This is a genomic window from Undibacterium sp. Tian12W (genome assembly GCF_049339405.1).
Lineage (GTDB): Bacteria > Pseudomonadota > Gammaproteobacteria > Burkholderiales > Burkholderiaceae_D > Undibacterium.
Genome location: NZ_JBMPPK010000008.1, coordinates 208,304 through 225,367 on the forward strand (window position 1 = coordinate 208,304; position 17,064 = coordinate 225,367).

Annotated in this window: 17 protein-coding genes; 16 read left to right on the forward strand and 1 reads right to left on the reverse strand. The window is 48.2% G+C overall.

Annotation, left to right across the window (positions count from 1 at the left end; translation table 11 throughout):
* Positions 1-29: 29 nt before the first annotated feature.
* Positions 30-839, reverse strand: a complete 810-nt coding sequence (map, locus tag ACO0LI_RS12215) for a type I methionyl aminopeptidase (RefSeq protein ID WP_422949873.1) — start codon at positions 837-839, stop codon at positions 30-32.
* Positions 840-1,236: 397 nt separating this feature from the next.
* Here map and rpsB point away from each other — a divergent pair, with 397 nt between their 5' ends.
* The 16 genes from rpsB (at position 1,237) to ACO0LI_RS12295 (ending at position 16,812) form a co-directional block, all read left to right on the forward strand.
* Positions 1,237-1,983: a 30S ribosomal protein S2 gene (gene rpsB, locus ACO0LI_RS12220; protein WP_110253518.1), complete on the forward strand. Its 747-nt coding sequence runs from the start codon at positions 1,237-1,239 to the stop codon at positions 1,981-1,983.
* A 136-nt stretch (positions 1,984-2,119) separates the two neighbouring features.
* Positions 2,120-3,001 carry a translation elongation factor Ts gene (tsf, locus tag ACO0LI_RS12225; protein ID WP_422949874.1) on the forward strand — a complete coding sequence of 294 codons (882 nt, stop codon included), beginning with the start codon at positions 2,120-2,122 and terminating at the stop codon, positions 2,999-3,001.
* 253 nt (positions 3,002-3,254) lie between these two features.
* Positions 3,255-3,971: a UMP kinase gene (gene pyrH, locus ACO0LI_RS12230; RefSeq protein ID WP_422949875.1), complete on the forward strand. Its 717-nt coding sequence runs from the start codon at positions 3,255-3,257 to the stop codon at positions 3,969-3,971.
* 85 nt (positions 3,972-4,056) lie between these two features.
* Positions 4,057-4,617: a ribosome recycling factor gene (gene frr, locus ACO0LI_RS12235; RefSeq protein ID WP_110253515.1), complete on the forward strand. Its 561-nt coding sequence runs from the start codon at positions 4,057-4,059 to the stop codon at positions 4,615-4,617.
* A 34-nt stretch (positions 4,618-4,651) separates the two neighbouring features.
* Positions 4,652-5,431 (forward strand): isoprenyl transferase, encoded by a 780-nt coding sequence (locus ACO0LI_RS12240; protein WP_423032771.1) that lies wholly within the window; start codon positions 4,652-4,654, stop codon positions 5,429-5,431.
* Entirely contained in the window at positions 5,431-6,249 is an 819-nt protein-coding gene (locus ACO0LI_RS12245; protein WP_423032772.1) for a phosphatidate cytidylyltransferase, read from the forward strand. Before ACO0LI_RS12240 ends, ACO0LI_RS12245 begins: the two co-directional genes overlap by 1 nt.
* Before the next feature lie 5 nt (positions 6,250-6,254).
* Positions 6,255-7,439: a 1-deoxy-D-xylulose-5-phosphate reductoisomerase gene (gene ispC / locus ACO0LI_RS12250; RefSeq protein ID WP_423032773.1), complete on the forward strand. Its 1,185-nt coding sequence runs from the start codon at positions 6,255-6,257 to the stop codon at positions 7,437-7,439.
* Positions 7,436-8,809 carry an RIP metalloprotease RseP gene (gene rseP / locus ACO0LI_RS12255; protein WP_423032774.1) on the forward strand — a complete coding sequence of 458 codons (1,374 nt, stop codon included), beginning with the start codon at positions 7,436-7,438 and terminating at the stop codon, positions 8,807-8,809. Before ispC ends, rseP begins: the two co-directional genes overlap by 4 nt.
* Positions 8,810-8,878: 69 nt before the next feature.
* Entirely contained in the window at positions 8,879-11,227 is a 2,349-nt protein-coding gene (gene bamA, locus ACO0LI_RS12260; protein ID WP_423032775.1) for an outer membrane protein assembly factor BamA, read from the forward strand.
* Positions 11,228-11,318: 91 nt separating this feature from the next.
* A complete protein-coding gene (locus ACO0LI_RS12265) occupies positions 11,319-11,795 on the forward strand; it encodes an OmpH family outer membrane protein (protein ID WP_422950015.1) in 477 nt (158 codons plus the stop codon).
* Between the two features lie 5 nt (positions 11,796-11,800).
* On the forward strand, positions 11,801-12,862 hold the full coding sequence (gene lpxD, locus ACO0LI_RS12270; protein ID WP_422949881.1) for a UDP-3-O-(3-hydroxymyristoyl)glucosamine N-acyltransferase: 1,062 nt from the start codon (positions 11,801-11,803) through the stop codon (positions 12,860-12,862).
* A complete protein-coding gene (gene fabZ, locus ACO0LI_RS12275) occupies positions 12,855-13,316 on the forward strand; it encodes a 3-hydroxyacyl-ACP dehydratase FabZ (protein ID WP_422949882.1) in 462 nt (153 codons plus the stop codon). The genes lpxD and fabZ overlap by 8 nt, the downstream gene beginning before the upstream one ends.
* Before the next feature lie 3 nt (positions 13,317-13,319).
* The gene (gene lpxA, locus ACO0LI_RS12280) at positions 13,320-14,108 is read left to right on the forward strand and encodes an acyl-ACP--UDP-N-acetylglucosamine O-acyltransferase (RefSeq protein WP_422949883.1); all 789 of its coding nucleotides are present in this window, start codon (positions 13,320-13,322) and stop codon (positions 14,106-14,108) included.
* Between the two features lie 6 nt (positions 14,109-14,114).
* Entirely contained in the window at positions 14,115-15,275 is a 1,161-nt protein-coding gene (gene lpxB, locus ACO0LI_RS12285; protein ID WP_423032776.1) for a lipid-A-disaccharide synthase, read from the forward strand.
* 62 nt (positions 15,276-15,337) lie between these two features.
* Positions 15,338-16,117, forward strand: coding sequence for a TatD family hydrolase (locus tag ACO0LI_RS12290; protein ID WP_423032777.1), 780 nt, complete (start codon positions 15,338-15,340; stop codon positions 16,115-16,117).
* Positions 16,118-16,125: 8 nt separating this feature from the next.
* Positions 16,126-16,812, forward strand: coding sequence for an ankyrin repeat domain-containing protein (locus ACO0LI_RS12295; RefSeq protein ID WP_423032778.1), 687 nt, complete (start codon positions 16,126-16,128; stop codon positions 16,810-16,812).
* Positions 16,813-17,064 lie beyond the last annotated feature (252 nt).

Genomic DNA, 17,064 nt, shown 5'->3' on the forward strand with positions numbered 1-17,064 from the left:
GTTTGATTTAAGTTTGATTTAAGTTTGATTTAAGCGAGTTTGATGAAGTCTGGAATAGGCGGGTAGCCTGCCGACAAAGTCAGTACTTCATAACCGGTTTCCGTCACCAGCACCGTATGCTCCCATTGCGCTGACAAACTGCGGTCCTTGGTCTTGATGGTCCAGCCATCCGGCATTTCCTTGATTTCGCGGCGGCCGACATTGACCATGGGCTCTACCGTAAAAATCATGCCGGGCAAAAGTTTTTCCATGGTGCCAGGTTTGCCGTAATGCATGACTTGCGGTGCTTCATGGAATATCTTGCCTATGCCATGGCCGCAAAACTCGCGCACTATGCTGTAGCCAGCTCTTTCGGCATGCTGCTGTATGACGTGTCCGATATCACCTAGGTGTGCACCTGGTTTGATCTTGTCTATACCCAGCCACATACATTCATAGGTGATTTCGCTGAGACGTTTGGCCATGATCTTGGGTTCGCCAATCAGGAACATGCGGCTGGTATCGCCATGGTAGCCATCTTTGATGACGGTAATATCAAGATTGACGGAGTCGCCATCCTTGAGAACCTTGTCGCCCGGTATGCCGTGGCAAATAACATCGTTGACCGATGTGCAAATGGCTTTGGGATAAGGTGTATAGCCTGGCGGGCAGTAATTCAGCGGGGCAGGGATGGTGCCTTGCACATTAGTCATGAATTCGTGACATAAACGGTCTAGTTCACCAGTTGTCACGCCAATTTTAACGAAAGGCGTGATGTAATCGAGAACTTCCGAAGCCAGTTTGCCAGCGATGCGCATGCCGGCGATATCTTCCGGCGTTTTGATAGTAATAGCTTCCATACGTTTTCTTGTCGTTGACCAGGATTTGCGTAACAAGCAAATGGCGTGGCCCCTACGTATGTCTGGCCAGGCTCAGGTTTGCTTGTCCGCTAAAATCTTGGTTTGAGTAAAATTGCGAAAGTGTTGCAGAACCGGAATTATAGTCCATGAAGGGCGCTGCCGTATCGGCCTGACATGCTTGCTATACCATGCGGCTGAAGACAGCACTTGAGGGGAATGCGATTTTCATAGTAGAATAGATGGTTAGCTTGTAGATGTATAGAAATGCGATACTTGCTAATTAATATTTTATCAATCGAATCCGGTCGAAAAGGGTGTCTTGCAGCGTTTAAATTAATAGTAAATATTAATTCGCTCAGATCACTGGCTGGATTCAAGACCTAACCCTGGAGTTATTATGTCTGTAACAATGCGTGAAATGCTTGAGGCTGGTGTGCACTTTGGTCACCAAACCCGTTTTTGGAATCCAAAAATGGCACCGTACATCTTCGGCCATCGCAACAAGATTCATATCGTTAACCTGGAAAAAACACTGGCAATGTACCAGGACGCGATGAAATACATCCGTCAATTGTCTTCCAATCGCGGCACAGTGTTGATGGTTGGCACCAAGCGTCAATCCCGTGACATCATCGCAGCAGAAGCACAACGTGCTGGCATGCCTTTCGTTGATCAACGCTGGTTGGGTGGTATGTTGACTAACTTCAAAACAGTCAAAACATCCATCAAACGCCTGAAAGACATGGAAGCTTCCATCGAAGACGGTTCTGTTGAGAAACTGTCCAAAAAAGAAGCCCTGATGTTCCAGCGCGAAATGATCAAACTGCAAAAATCCATCGGTGGTATCAAGGATATGGGCGGCGTTCCTGATGCAATTTTCGTGGTCGATGTTGGCTACCACAAAGGTGCAATCACTGAAGCAGCGAAACTGGGTATCCCGGTTATCGGCGTGGTTGATACTAACCATTCCCCAGAAGGTGTTGCATACATCATCCCAGGTAATGATGACTCCTCCAAAGCAATCGCTTTGTATGCTCGCGGTGTTGCCGATTCCATCCTGGAAGGCCGTGCAAACGCAGTAAACGAAGTTTTGGAAGCTGTTAAACCAGGTTCTGATGAGTTTGTAGAAGTAGAACAAGCTTAATTGCCTGTTCTGGCACATGGTTTCAAGCTGCCAGTGGCGGCTTGAAACAAAAAATGGGGCAACAGTCGTTCGCCCTTTTTTTTAAACAAAATTTGATATCGGTGTTTTTTAAACACCTTTGAACTAGGAGAATGACATGGCAGCGATTACAGCAGCTTTGGTAGGTGCACTGCGCGCAAAAACAGATGCGCCAATGATGGAATGCAAAAAAGCGCTGACAGAAGCAGAAGGCGATATGGACCGTGCGGAAGAAATTCTGCGTGTAAAACTGGGTAGCAAGGCTTCTAAAGCATCTTCCCGTATTACGGCAGAAGGCGTTGTCGCATCCTACATCTCCGGCAATGTTGGTTCCCTGATCGAAGTTAACTGCGAAACAGACTTCGTGACCAAGAATGATGATTTCCTGGCGCTGGCAAATACTTGTGCAAAACTGATCGCTGAACACAATCCTGCTGATATCGCAGCTTTGGGTGCATTGCCACTGGATGGCAAGACAGTTGAAGAAGTGCGCGCAGCACTGGTTGGTAAAATCGGCGAAAACATGTCTTTCCGTCGCTTTGTCCGCTTTGACACAACTGCCAAACTGGTTTCTTACCTGCATGGCACACGTATCGGCGTGGTTGTTGAATTTGACGGCGCAGATGAGCAAGTTGGTAAAGACGTAGCGATGCATATCGCTGCGATGAAGCCAGTATCCCTGTCTTCTGACCAGGTGCCTGCTGAACTGATCGAAAAAGAGCGCTCTGTAGCAGCTCTGAAAGCAGCTGAATCTGGCAAGCCAGCAGATATCGCTGAAAAAATGGTTGAAGGTTCCGTACAGAAATTCCTGAAAGAAGTTTCTTTGCTGAATCAAACATTCGTTAAGAATGACAAGCAAACAGTTGAGCAGATGTTGAAATCTGTTAATACAACTGTCAAAGCGTTCACCATGTTTGTTGTTGGTGAAGGTATTGAGAAGAAGCAAGATGACTTCGCCGCTGAAGTGGCCGCGCAAGTGGCTGCAGCAAAACAAGCGTAATTGGCGAAATAAAAAAACGGGCCGAAAGGCCCGTTTTTTTAAATCCAGCGATTGTAAGTATTTGTGTCTGAGCATCAAATTTATGTATTCAGGTGTAAATATGAGCGGGTAGGGAGTGGTGCTCCATTTGCTTTGTATATTGCCTGACCGGGCTAGTTTACAAATCAAATGGTTATTGAAGAGTCTTATCCAGGCTGTTTCATCCAGTACGCATTTCTTTTAAACTATTTAAACTACCAGAAGGAGTCCTATCATGACAAAACCTGCTTACAAGCGTGTGCTCTTGAAGCTCTCTGGCGAAGCCCTGATGGGCGATGATCCGTTTGGCATTAACCGTGCGACGATAGAGCGCATGGTGGCCGATGTGGCCGAAGTATCAAGGATGGGTGTAGAGTTGGCCATCGTTATCGGTGGCGGCAATATCTTCCGTGGTGTTGCGCCTGGTGCACAAGGCATGGACAGGGCAACTGCAGACTACATGGGTATGCTGGCGACAGTTATGAATGCCCTGGCTTTATCCGATGCCATGCGCCAGGTCGGCCTGACTTCCCGCGTCATGTCAGCTATCGCCATTGACCAGGTTGTAGAGCCTTATGTACGCCCAAAAGCCTTGCAATACCTGGAAGAAGGTAAAGTCATTGTATTTGCTGCAGGTACAGGCAATCCTTTCTTTACTACCGACACTGCAGCTGCTTTGCGTGGTTCGGAAATCGGCGCTGAAATCGTCTTGAAGGCAACCAAGGTTGATGGCGTCTATACAGCCGACCCTAAAAAAGATCCTGCAGCAACGCGTTATACAACGATTTCTTTTGATGAGGCTATTGCCCGTCACCTGCAAGTCATGGATGCGACTGCCTTTGCGCTTTGCCGTGATCAGAAACTGCCGATCAAGGTATTTTCCATTATTAAACCGGGTGCATTGAAGAATGTCATTCTGGGGGGAGACGAAGGCACCTTAGTGCACGTATAATCCTGCACTTCGGATTGTTTCATATTAATTCGGCAAGGAGCGCGGCCACAGCCGTCGCTCGTGCCCAGATGTACAGGAGAGCGCGATGAGCGTAGCAGATATCAAGAAAAGTTCTGACCAGCGTATGCAAAAGTCTATTGAGACTTTGAAGGCTGATTTGTCTAAAGTACGCACTGGCCGTGCCCACACCGGCATTCTGGATCATGTCCAGGTTGATTATTACGGTACACCTACTCATATTACTCAGGTTGCCAATGTGACTTTGATCGATGCGCGCACGATTGGTGTGCAGCCTTGGGAAAAGAAAATGTTGAATGCAATTGAAAAAGCGATTCGTGATGCTGATCTTGGTTTGAATCCATCCTCGCAAGGCGAGCTGATACGCGTGCCAACGCCACCGCTGACGGAAGAGCGCCGTAAGGAAATGGTCAAGCTGGTTAAAACTGAAGGTGAAAGCGCCAAAATCGCTATCCGCAATATTCGCCGCGACTCCAATGAGTCTCTGAAGAAATTGCTGAAAGAGAAAGAATGTTCTGAAGATGATGAGCGCCGTGCGCAGGATGATATCCAGAAGTTGACGGACAAGTTTGTTGCCGAAGTCGATAAGCTGCTGGCTGACAAAGAAAAAGAAGTGTTGACAGTATAGTCGTCGCCCGCGTATCAACACATTCTGGATTTACATGACCCATACAAGTTCCACCAAGGAAATTCCGGCAGTTGGCGCAATTCCTCAACATATCGCTATTATTATGGACGGCAACGGGCGCTGGGCAACCAAGCGTTTTTTGCCGCGTGTCGCCGGGCATGTAAAGGGCGTTGAGGCGGTCAGGGGCATCGTTGAAGCCTGTGCCCGCCGCGGTGTTTCTTACCTGACCTTTTTTGCCTTTAGTTCAGAAAACTGGCGGCGCCCCGCCGAAGAAGTTTCATTATTGATGCGTTTGTTTGTGACCGCTCTTGAAAAAGAAGTGGCGAAAATGCACGCCAATAATATACGCTTGAAAGTGGTCGGTGACCTGACTCGTTTTGACCCGCAATTGCAGAAAATGATAGCCGCTGCAGAGGAAAAAACCGCCAATAATCAGGGGCTGACTGTAACGGTCTGTGCCAATTACGGTGGCCGCTGGGACATCATGCAGGCCATGAATCGCCTGCAAAAAGAGCGGGGAGCTGCAGGGCAGGCTGATCAGGAAATAACAGAAGACCAGCTTGCTGCGTATTTGTCGATGGCCTATGCACCTGAGCCAGATTTGTTTATCCGTACCGGCGGTGAAACACGCATTTCCAATTTTCTGCTCTGGCAACTGGCTTATAGTGAGTTGTATTTCACCGATACATTCTGGCCTGATTTTGATGCGGCTGCTCTGGATTTGTCCATATCATCATATCAAAACCGTGAACGTCGCTTTGGACGCACCAGTGCCCAGGTGTCAGAACAATCTGCCCAGCAAGAAAGCAAGTAATGCTTAAAACCCGTGTCCTGACTGCTCTGGTTCTGCTGGCCATTTTGTTGCCAGTGCTGTATTCGGCCAATTTTTATGCTTTCTCTGTGCTGGCGGTGGTGTTTTTTGCTGCTGCCATGTGGGAATGCCAGCGCTTGTTTAAAAAGCCTGGCCCCATCATCATGGCAGCGCTTTGGGTTGGCTTGCTGATTTATTGTTTATTTCACCTGACAGACTTTTCTCACCCCTTGTTGTTTGCGCTGAGCACAGCATTCTGGGCTTTAAGATTGGTTCCCACACTAGCCAGGGGCTTGCCGGAAACGCATAATTTTTCCAGTGGCATGCTGAGTACTTTGTATGGCATCAGTATTTTTGCCTGCTTTATCGCGATTGCGGTGTTCTTCCAGCGTTCACCGATGTATCTGTTTTCTGTCATGGCCATCGTCTGGATTGCTGACATTGGCGCCTATTTTTCTGGTAAAACTTTTGGCAAGCGCAAACTCGCTCCCACAATTTCTCCGGGCAAGTCATGGGAAGGTGCTATCGGTGGCTGGATCTGCGTATTGCTATTGGCGGCAGCGACCAGCTTTATCCCTGCTTTGGAAAATACTTTCACTGCGCAATTAGTTGCCAGAAAAGGCTGGCTCATCTTTGTTGGTGCCATGACTTTGATTACTGCGGCCAGCGTAGTAGGCGATTTGTTTGAATCGTCATTAAAACGCCGCGTCGGCATGAAAGACAGTAGCAATCTCTTGCCCGGGCATGGTGGTGTACTCGACAGGATAGATGCATTGATACCTGTGCTTCCCCTGGCAGCTCTGGTCGATTTGTGGCAATAAAATACATGCAGAAAAAACAGCAGCTTTGCATATTAGGTTCTACCGGCTCCATAGGCGTATCGACTTTGGATGTGGTCGCACGTCATCCTGAGCGCTATGGTGTTTTTGCTTTGACCGCACATACCCAGGTAAAAAAACTGTCTGAGCAATGCGCGCAGTTTTTACCTCAGGTTGCAGTGGTTGGTACTGCGCAGGCTGCTGATGAGCTGGCGATTCTGTTAAAAGAATTAAATTTGCCTCACATCCAGATATTGTCTGGCCCAGAGGCCTTGTGTGCCGTTGCCAGCGCCAGTGAATGTGATAGCGTGATGGCAGCCATTGTTGGTGCTGCCGGTTTGCCTGCGTCTTTGGCTGCTGCAAAGGCTGGTAAAAAAGTCTTGCTGGCGAATAAAGAAGCATTGGTCATGTCTGGCCAGCTGTTTATTGATGCCATTAAAGACAGTGGTGCTGCTTTGTTGCCTATTGACAGCGAGCACAACGCTATTTTTCAATGCTTGCCCGGCAACTATAACCGCCAACCCGGCCAGCATGGCATACACAAAATATTATTGACTGCCTCTGGCGGCCCCTTCCTGAACAGGGATGTCAATACCCTGGATGATGTCACGCCTGAACAAGCCGTGGCTCACCCCAACTGGGTCATGGGTCGTAAAATCTCTGTCGATTCAGCGACGATGATGAACAAGGGGCTTGAGGTCATCGAGGCGCACTGGCTGTTTGCTACGCCGGCAGAACAGATTGAGGTGGTCATCCATCCACAAAGTGTGATTCATTCCATGGTGTCTTATATGGATGGTTCAGTGATTGCGCAAATGGGTAACCCTGACATGCGTATCCCTATCGCTTACGGTATGGCCTATCCAGAACGCATAGGCTCAGGAGTTGCGCCGCTGGATCTGTTGAAGGTCGCCAGCCTGAATTTCATCAAACCAGACTTCCAGCGTTTCCCATGTTTGCAACTCGCCTATGATGCCTTGAAAGAGGGAAAGTCTGCTGCAACCATATTGAACGCAAGTAATGAAGTTGCTGTCCAAGCGTTTTTAGACAAGAGAATAGGCTTCCGCATGATCAATCAGGTCATAGAGCATACGCTGAGCAAACTTGCTGCGAGTGAGGCACCAGACTTGGAAAGCATACTCGCCTGCGACGCTGAAGCACGCCGGGTTGCAGAGGCGATGATCTCCTTATGACCTGGCTACAAAACGCATTGGCCTTTCTGGTGACCCTGGGCATACTGGTCACCATCCATGAATTTGGACACTATATTGTGGCCCGCTGGTGTGGCGTTAAAGTTCTGCGTTTTTCCCTGGGAATGGGAAAGGTTATCTACTCCAGGCGCTTGGGTAAAGACCAGACTGAATGGGCTATCTCCCTGTTGCCGTTAGGTGGCTACGTCAAAATGCTGGACGCCCGCGAGATGGGGGCGGAAAAAATAGCCCCAGATGAGCTTTCCCGTGAATTTTGCCAGCAATCTGTCTGGAAGCGCATTGCTATCGTCGCTGCTGGCCCCATTGCCAATTTTTTATTGGCTATCTTCCTTTATACCGCTTTGTTTGTGCATGGTGTGCCAGAGCCAGTTGCCAAAGTGCGCGTAGGCTCGACTTCTTCAGTCGCATACAAGGCGGGCTTGCGCTACGGTGATCTGGTGACAGCAGTGAATGGTGAGCAGGTGCAAAGCTGGACGGAGTTTCGCTGGAAGATGCTGCAGGCTGGTGTTAACAGGCGTAATCCGGTACTCGAAGTACAGCGGGCTGGCACCAGGGAAATTAGTGGAAATACCCCAATTTCTGTAGAAATCTCTCTCCAGCAACTGAGTTCAAAGGAAGCTGACAATGATATTTTGCAGCATCTTGGCTTGAATCTTGCGGGTAGCACTGAAGTTATTCTCGATGGTTTTTTGCCGGACAGCCCGGCACAGCGGGCCGGTTTGCAGGCAGGTGACCGCATTCTTGAAATCGATCACAAACCCCTGCTTGATATAATAGACTTCCGGCAAATCGTCAACGCCAGTGCCGACAAGCCGTTGAAGCTATTGATTGAAAGAAAAAACAATAAATTCGAAGTTGAAGTCACACCAGTAAGTCAGGAAGTTAATGGTCAGACTGTAGGGCTGATGAAAGTAACATATAAGCCCATGGTCCCTGAGATGACTGTAGTGCAGGCTGGTTTGTTGCAAGCATTTGCCAAATCAGTGGAAAAGACCTGGGATACCAGTATCTTCAGCCTCAAAATGATGGGAAAGATGTTGACTGGCAGTGTTTCCCTGAAGAATATTACTGGCCCTTTGACCATTGCCGATTACGCTGGTCAGACTTCCAGAATAGGCATGGTTGTTTATCTTGGCTTCATTGCGGTGATCAGCATTAGCCTTGGCGTGATGAATTTACTACCAATACCCGTTTTGGATGGGGGGCATTTGTTGTATTATTCGCTGGAAGTTTTGACCGGGAAACCTTTGCAGGACCGTTATGTCGAAATGGGACAGCGTGCCGGATTTTTTTTGTTATTGACGATGATGGCAATAGCTTTTTTTAATGACATTGCCCGACTAATGTCATAATAGCTGGCTTGATGACATAAACTCATTTTAGATAGCAATATTGAGAGTATTGAAAGAAATTTATACCCAATGAAATTACATATCGAGCAGTTCACTTTAGCCCATTTTCGTCGTCATGCTTTATCTCTGGCTGCATTAGCACTTTGCACCGGAAACGCATTGGCGATTGAGCCCTTCACCGTCAAGGACATACGTGTAGAAGGCTTGCAACGGACGGAGGCTGGTACGGTATTTAGCTATTTGCCTGTCAAAGTCGGTGAGCAATTTGATGACGCAAAAAGTACAACTGCGATCAAATCCCTGTATGCAACGGGTTTCTTCAAGGACGTTCAGATTGAAGTGCAGGACGGCGTATTGATCGTTTTGCTGGAAGAGCGTCCTACCATCGCTGGTGTGGAGTTCACTGGCACAAAGGAATTTGAAAAAGATGCACTCGTTAAAGCCTTGAAAGACATAGGCGTTGGTGAATCACGTATTTTCGATAAGGCAACAGTAGATCGTGCCGAACAAGAGCTCAAACGCCAATACCTGTCCAAGGGCTTGTATGGCATGCAAATCACGACCACGATTACGCCGATAGAACGTAACCGTGTGAACGTTACATTTGCTGTGGATGAGGGGGAAGTAGCCAAGATCGCCCAGATTAATATCATCGGCAACAAAGATTTTTCTGACGGTGAAATCCGTGATTTGTTGACCTTGACGACACCAGGCTGGTTTACCTGGTATACCAAGGCAGATCAATATTCCAAGCAAAAACTGTCGGGTGATATCGAGACCTTGCGCTCGTTCTATCAAAACCGTGGTTATCTGGAAATGCAGATTTTATCCACGCAGATTTCCATCACTCCAGACAAAAAAGACATTTACATCACCATCAATATTGATGAAGGTGATAAATACACCGTCTCCGATATCAAGCTTGAAGGCGATACCATGGGCAGGGAAGAGGAGTTGGCCTCTTTGTTGCTGCTCAAAAAAGGCAATATTTATAATGCAGCTCGTCTGACTGAAAGCACCAAGCGTATTTCTGAACGTATGGGTAATTTTGGTTATGCGTTTGCCAACGTGAATGCAAATCCTAACCTGAACAAGGAAAAGAAAGAAGTTGCTTTCACGATATTTGTTGATCCGGGCAAGCGTGTTTATGTGCGCCGCATTAACCTCGCAGGTAATACCCGCACACGTGATGAAGTTATCCGCCGCGAATTCCGCCAGTTTGAAAGCTCATGGTATGACGGTGAGAAAATCAAAACATCACGTGACCGTGTAGAGCGCCTTGGTTATTTTAAAGATGTCACTATAGAAACACCTGAAGTACCAACCAGCGTTGATCAGGTCGATGTGAACCTGACTGTCACTGAAAAACCTACCGGTAACCTGATGTTTGGTGCTGGCTACTCCAGTGCCGAAAGATTGACGTTGACTGGCTCTATCCAGCAAGCCAATGCGTTTGGTAGTGGTGATACGATAGGCCTGGATATCAATACCAGCCGCCAAAACCGTACGATTGCGCTGTCCCACACCGATCCTTATTTCACGGACGATGGCGTTAGCCGCAATGTGGAAGCTTATATCCGTACAACGCGTCCGATTATCGGTAGTGTAGGCGACTATAAAATTCAGACTACCGGTGGCGCGTTGCGTTTCGGTGTACCATTCTCTGAAGTGGATACGGTGTTTTTTGGTGTCGGTTTTGAGCGTACCAAGGTTGAAACTTACTACGGCAGCCCATACCGTTACCTGAAATATGTTTCGGATTACGGTACTGGTTCAAAGGATACGGCGGCGATTGACTATGGTATTGGTGAAGCTGTAACTAATTCATTCCCATTGACTGCAGCCTGGCAAAGGGATAGTCGCGATAGCGTGTTGACGCCAACAATTGGTCGTTATCAGCGCGCCAATCTGGAACTGGCAGCAGTAGGAAGCTTTAAATATTATCGTGCAATTTATAATGCACAATTATTCCAGCCTGTTTATCGCTCCGTGGTTTTGGCATTGAATGGTGAAATTGACTATGGACATGGTCTAGGTGGCAAGCCTTATCCATTGTTTAAGAACTTCTATGCCGGTGGTATCGGCTCAGTACGCGGTTATGAACCATCTTCTTTGGGTACCAAAGATCCAAATGGTGATGCTCTTGGTGGCGCAACCCGCTTGCTGGCCAATGTGGAATTGCAGATTCCTTTCCCGGGTGCCGACAAATCCTTGCGCTGGTTCACTTTTGTGGATGGTGGTAATGTATTTGATGAAGGTCAAAAAATCCGGATGAAAGACTTACGTTTTTCTGCTGGTATAGGTATAAGCTGGATATCCCCAGTTGGCCCATTGAAGCTGAGTTTTGGTAAGGCTTTGAATGCCAAGGCAGACGACAAGAAGCAGACATTCCAGTTCCAGATGGGTACTGGTTTCTAATTGCTTATGTTGGCTGTGTTTTGTTTTAGTACGTGTTACGGAGATTATTTTGAGTCAACATACTACCCCGACCAAATTGTTGCAACGCTTGATGGTTTGTGCGGCTTGCGTTTTCAGCGTTGCTCAAGCTCAGGCGCAAGATACCAAAATAGCGATATTTGACTCTCAAAGAGTGATGCGCGAATCCGTTCCGGCAAAAGCGGCTGAGGCTAAACTGAAAGTTGAATTTCAAAAGCGTGGTGAAGAACTGGAAAACCTGGCAAAAAAATTGAAGGCGACAGCTGAAAAGTATGAAAAAGATGCGCCTTTATTGTCAGAATCTGACCGTATTGTCCGTCAGCGTGAAATTACTGAGCTGGACCAGGCTTTCAAGCGCAAACAACGTTCTTATAATGAAGATGTGAGCCAGCGTCAGAATGAAGAAATTGCCTCATTGGTAGAACGTGCGCAAAAAGTGATCAAACAAATCGCAGAAGCCGAAAAAATTGATCTGGTCTTGCAAGATTCTGTGTATCACAGCGCCCGCATCGACATCACTGATAAAGTTCTCAAAGCACTCTCCAAATAATTCCTATGACCGCAAGCATTCGGCTGGGTGAATTGGTCGATCGCTTCGGTGGTCAATTGACTGGTTCACCAGATATCACTGTCACTGGCATTGCCCCTCTGGATGAGGCCAGTGAACAGCATATTACCTTTCTGTCCAATCCCAAGTTCCGTCACAAGGCAGCGGCTACCCAGGCTGCTGCATTGATTTTGACGCAAACCGATTTCGAGCAAATTGGCAAAGACTATGCTGGCATTTGTCTCATTGTCCCGCAACCTTATGTGTATTTTGCCCGTGCGGCGCAGTACTTTGCGTCACTCAATGCAATACCCGCAACAGTCGGCGTGCATCCTGCAGCATGGGTCAGTCCCCACGCGATAGTCGCTGCCACTGCCAGCATAGGGGCTAATGCCAGCATCGATGCTGAAGCAGTGATTGGTGAGCATGTTGTCATCAAGCCAGGTGTCGTGATAGGCCGTGGCGTAGTGATCGGCGACCATAGTCTGATTCATGCAAATGTCAGCATCTATGACTATTGTGTTCTGGGGCAGCGTTGCATTATCCATTCTGGTGCTGTAATAGGCGCTGATGGCTTTGGCTTTGCCAATGAAAAAGGCCAATGGATAAAAATCCCGCAAACGGGCAGGGTGCTGATCGGTGACGATGTTGAAATCGGCGCGAACACCAGTATAGACCGTGGCGCTTTGGCTGACACCATCATAGAAGAAGGGGTCAAGCTGGATAACCAGATACAGATAGGCCATAACTGCCATATAGGCGCGCATACTGCCATGGCTGGCTGCGTAGGCGTGGCGGGTAGTGCCAAGATAGGCAAATATTGCACATTCGGTGGCGCAGCCATGGTGCTGGGCCATCTGACCATCGTCGATAATGTACATATTTCTTCTGCCAGCATGGTGTCGCGCTCCATACTGGAGCCGGGGCAATACACTGGCTTCTATCCCTTGGCAAAAAATGCTGACTGGGAAAAAACTGCTGCCATCGTGCGTAATTTATCGGGTATGCGTGAAAAAATGCGCTACCTCGAAAAAACAATGAAAACACTGACTGAAAAAGATCATGAATAGCCTGGACATTAATCAAATCAAAGAATACCTGCCACACCGTTACCCGATGTTGCTGGTGGATCGCGTACTGAGCTGGGAAAATGGCAAGACCATTACCGCCATCAAGAATGTCACGGCGAATGAAGAATTTTTTAACGGGCACTTTCCAAATAAACCTGTCATGCCCGGTGTATTGATGATAGAAGCGATGGCGCAGACTGCTGCCATACTCTCATTTCTGACCATGGGCCAAAAGCCGGATGAAAATACCATCGTGTATTTCCTTGGCATTGACGGCGCACGTTTCAAGCGCCCGGTTGAACCTGGTGACCAGTTGAAGATGGAAGTCGAAATCATCAAGGTCGCACGCGGTATCTGGAAATACAAGGCCAGGGCGACAGTAGATGGTCAATTGGCAGTAGAAGGCGAACTGATGTGCACCATGCGTACGAAAGATGAAGCCAAGGAGGGCTAGATCATGCATATCCACCCAAGCGCACTGATAGACCCTAAAGCCAAGCTGGACAGCACGGTTGAAGTGGGTGCCTATTCCATTATCGGCCCCAATGTGACGATAGCTGAGGGTACCAAGATAGGCCCGCATGTTGTCATTGAAGGGCATACGACAATAGGCCGTAACAATACCTTCTATCAGTTTTCTTCCATAGGGGCAGCACCGCAAGACAAGAAATATGCGGGCGAACCTACGCGCCTGGAAATTGGTGATAATAACGTCATTCGTGAATTTTGCACCTTCAATCTGGGTACGGTTCAGGACAACGGCGTTACCCGCCTGGGTAACGATAACTGGATCATGGCCTATGTGCATCTGGCACATGACTGCCAGGTTGGCAACAACGTCATATTCGCCAATAACGCCGCTTTGGCTGGTCACGTGCATGTCGGTGACTGGGTGATACTGGGTGGTTTTACCAATGTCCACCAGTTCTGCAAGATAGGTGCACATGCCATGTGTGGCATGGGTACGTCCTTATTGCAAGACGTGCCGCCGTTCGTCATGTTGAATGGCAATCCGGCTGCAGCCCATGGCATTAATGTCGAAGGTTTGAAGCGCCGTGGTTTTAGCCGTGAACAAATTGCAGCGATACGCCAGTCCTATAAACTCATCTATAAATCTGGCCTGACTCTGGAAGAAGCCAAGACAGCAATAGATGAACAGATTGCCGCGCTGGAAGCCGATGTAGCGCTTCATGTGCAATCTATGCGCCATTTCCTGGATGCTGCGACACGCGGCATAGTCCGTTAAGCTGCTGTGACAAATCAAGCAAATCGCCCAATTATTGCGATGGTTGCCGGAGAAACTTCCGGCGACATGCTAGCCAATCGCCTCTTGTCCGGCCTGTGTCCGGCTTTGCCTGATGCTCACATGCATGGCATAGGTGGCCCGCGCATGGCTGAGCACGGTTTCATCAATGACTGGCCGATGGATAAGCTATCCGTGCGCGGCTTGTTTGAAGTGCTGGCGCATTATCGTGAAATCAGCGGCATACGCAAGCAATTGCGTGAACAGTTATTGCTGGAAAAACCGGATGTCTTCATCGGTGTTGATGCGCCAGACTTTAATCTGGATCTGGAAATCCAGTTAAAGCGTGCTGGTATTCCTACCATGCATTACATCAGCCCATCGATCTGGGCCTGGCGTGGTGGGCGTATCAAAAAGATCGCTGAAGCAGTTTCCCACATGCTGGTGGTGTTTCCCTTTGAAGAAGAGATTTACCGCAAGGCTGGCATACCTGTGACTTATGTGGGCCATCCACTGGCCCAGGTTATTCCCATGGAAACCGACATGGCAGCTGCCAGGGATGAGCTGGGGTTGGACAAGAATGCCAGGGTGGTAACGATCTTGCCGGGCAGCCGCATGTCCGAGATCAAATACAATACTGAAGCCTTTATCCAGACTGCCAAGATATTGTGCCAGCGTGACCCGCATTTGCAAATCGTCGTGCCCATGGCCGGCGAAAAGCAGCGCAGTTATTACATCAAGCTGGTGGTTGATGCCAAGCTCGATAACGTGCCAGTGCTGCTGATTGATGGCCGTTCACACACCGCCATTGCGGCAGCGGATACGGTACTGGTTGCTTCAGGCACTGCATCACTGGAAGTGGCGCTGTTCAAAAAGCCCATGGTGATTGCCTACAAGATGATGGAAGCTTCATGGCAGATTTTGCGGCACATGGGTTACCAGCCGTGGATAGGTTTGCCGAATATCCTCGCACGAGAATTCCTGGTGCCAGAATTTTTGCAATCAGCCGCCAGACCAGATGCAATGGCAGATGCATTGTGGCAGCAGTTAAGTGACGAAGCCTTGCAGGAACGCCTGAAACAACGCTTCGTCGATATGCATCATTCCCTCTTGCGCGACACTGCCAACGTCTCGGCGCAAGCCGTATTACAATTGATCTCAGCATCCTGAGGCAGTTTGCCTCAGGTATTTACTGACTATCACTGCACCCAATTTCTTTAAGAGTAGCAAGCATGTACGTTGATTCTCATTGTCATATCAATTTTCCCGAGCTGGCTGAGCGTTTGCCGGAGATATTGGGCAAGATGCAGGAAAATGGCGTGACCCATGCGTTGTGCGTTTCGGTTGACCTGCCAGATTTTCCTCAGGTGCTGGCACTGGCTGAACAATATCCGCACATCTATGCATCCGTAGGTGTGCATCCTGATTATGAAGAAACAGAAGAACCAACGGCAGAGCAATTAGTCCAATTGGCAGATCACGACAAAATTATCGCCATCGGTGAAACCGGGCTTGACTACTTTCGCTTGAAGGGTGACCTTGAATGGCAGCGTGAACGTTTCAGGCAGCATATCCGTGCCTCGCGTATTTGCCGCAAACCACTGATTATTCATACCCGTGCAGCCTCTGAAGATACTATACGCATACTGAAAGAAGAGGGCGCAGGCACAGGGCAGGGTGGTGTGGCCGGTGTTATGCATTGCTTTACTGAGTCGCTGGAAGTTGCGCAGGCAGCAGTGGAGCTTGGATTTTATATTTCATTCTCCGGCATTCTGACTTTCAAAAGTGCCAAAGATTTGCAGGCAGTAGCAAAAGCTTTGCCGCTGGACCGCATTTTGATAGAAACTGACTCACCTTATCTGGCACCAGCGCCACATCGCGGCAAAACGAATGAACCTGGTTTTGTGCGGCATGTGGGTGAATTCCTGGCAGATTTGAGAGGTATCTCTGTCAAAGAAGTGCAAGAGACCACGACCAGAAATTTCTTCCAACTGTTTCAATTTGCCCATTAAGGTCTGATATGCAAACAGCCCTGCCATCTGCATTGTTTTTATCAAGAAAATTTCATCTGCGTTGCCTGGCTTGTTTGTTATTGTGGCTATCTTTTACCTGCGCTTTTGCTGATGAACAGGAAGATTTGATTTTTGCTGTACGCTTTGATCAGGTTGATAAGGTGAATGAGTTATTGCAACGTGGTGTGAGTGTCAATATCACAGAGGCAATTCGTGGCGAAACCCTGTTAATGATTGCTTTGCGCGAAGATTCAAAAAAAGTTTTCCAATTCTTGCTTGATCGCAAAGATATCAAACTCGAAGCCAGGGCCAGTAATGGCGACACTATTTTGATGTTGGCCAGCTATCTTGGAAATTTTCCCTTCGTTAAAGCAGTGGTCGATCATGATGCAGAGATCAATCAAGTTGGCTGGTGTGCCTTGCACTATGCTGCTGCTGGCGGCAATAAGGATATTGTTGCCTTGTTACTGGAAAAATCGGCCTATATAGACGCTGAATCCCCCAACAAAACCACCCCGTTGATGATGGCTGCCCGTACGGGCAAGCATCTTATCGTCAATCTCTTGCTGGAAGAGGGGGCGGACCCATTTCTCAAGAATGATCTGGGTTTAACCGCTCTTGATTTTGCGGTTGAAGTTGAGCAAAGAGAAATTGCTGCTGTTCTGAGAGAACGTATGCAAGCTACAAAAAAATAAGTTTTTTGCGCTGCAACATCTTGCTTGCAAAACAAAGTCTATGTTAAAGTTCGCGCATCTCATTTTCGGAGCACATCTGTGGACAGTTATAGTTGTCGATCATCACTCAACTTGGCAATGTAAGCACAGATTTTCTCTTGCTACCTTGCCATTTGGCGGGTAGTAGTCTTTCGCAGCAGTCATGCTGCTCTCTACTTTTACCCCTGTTTTAAATCTTGCGTGGCGCTGGCTATAGCCAGTATGCATGTGCGC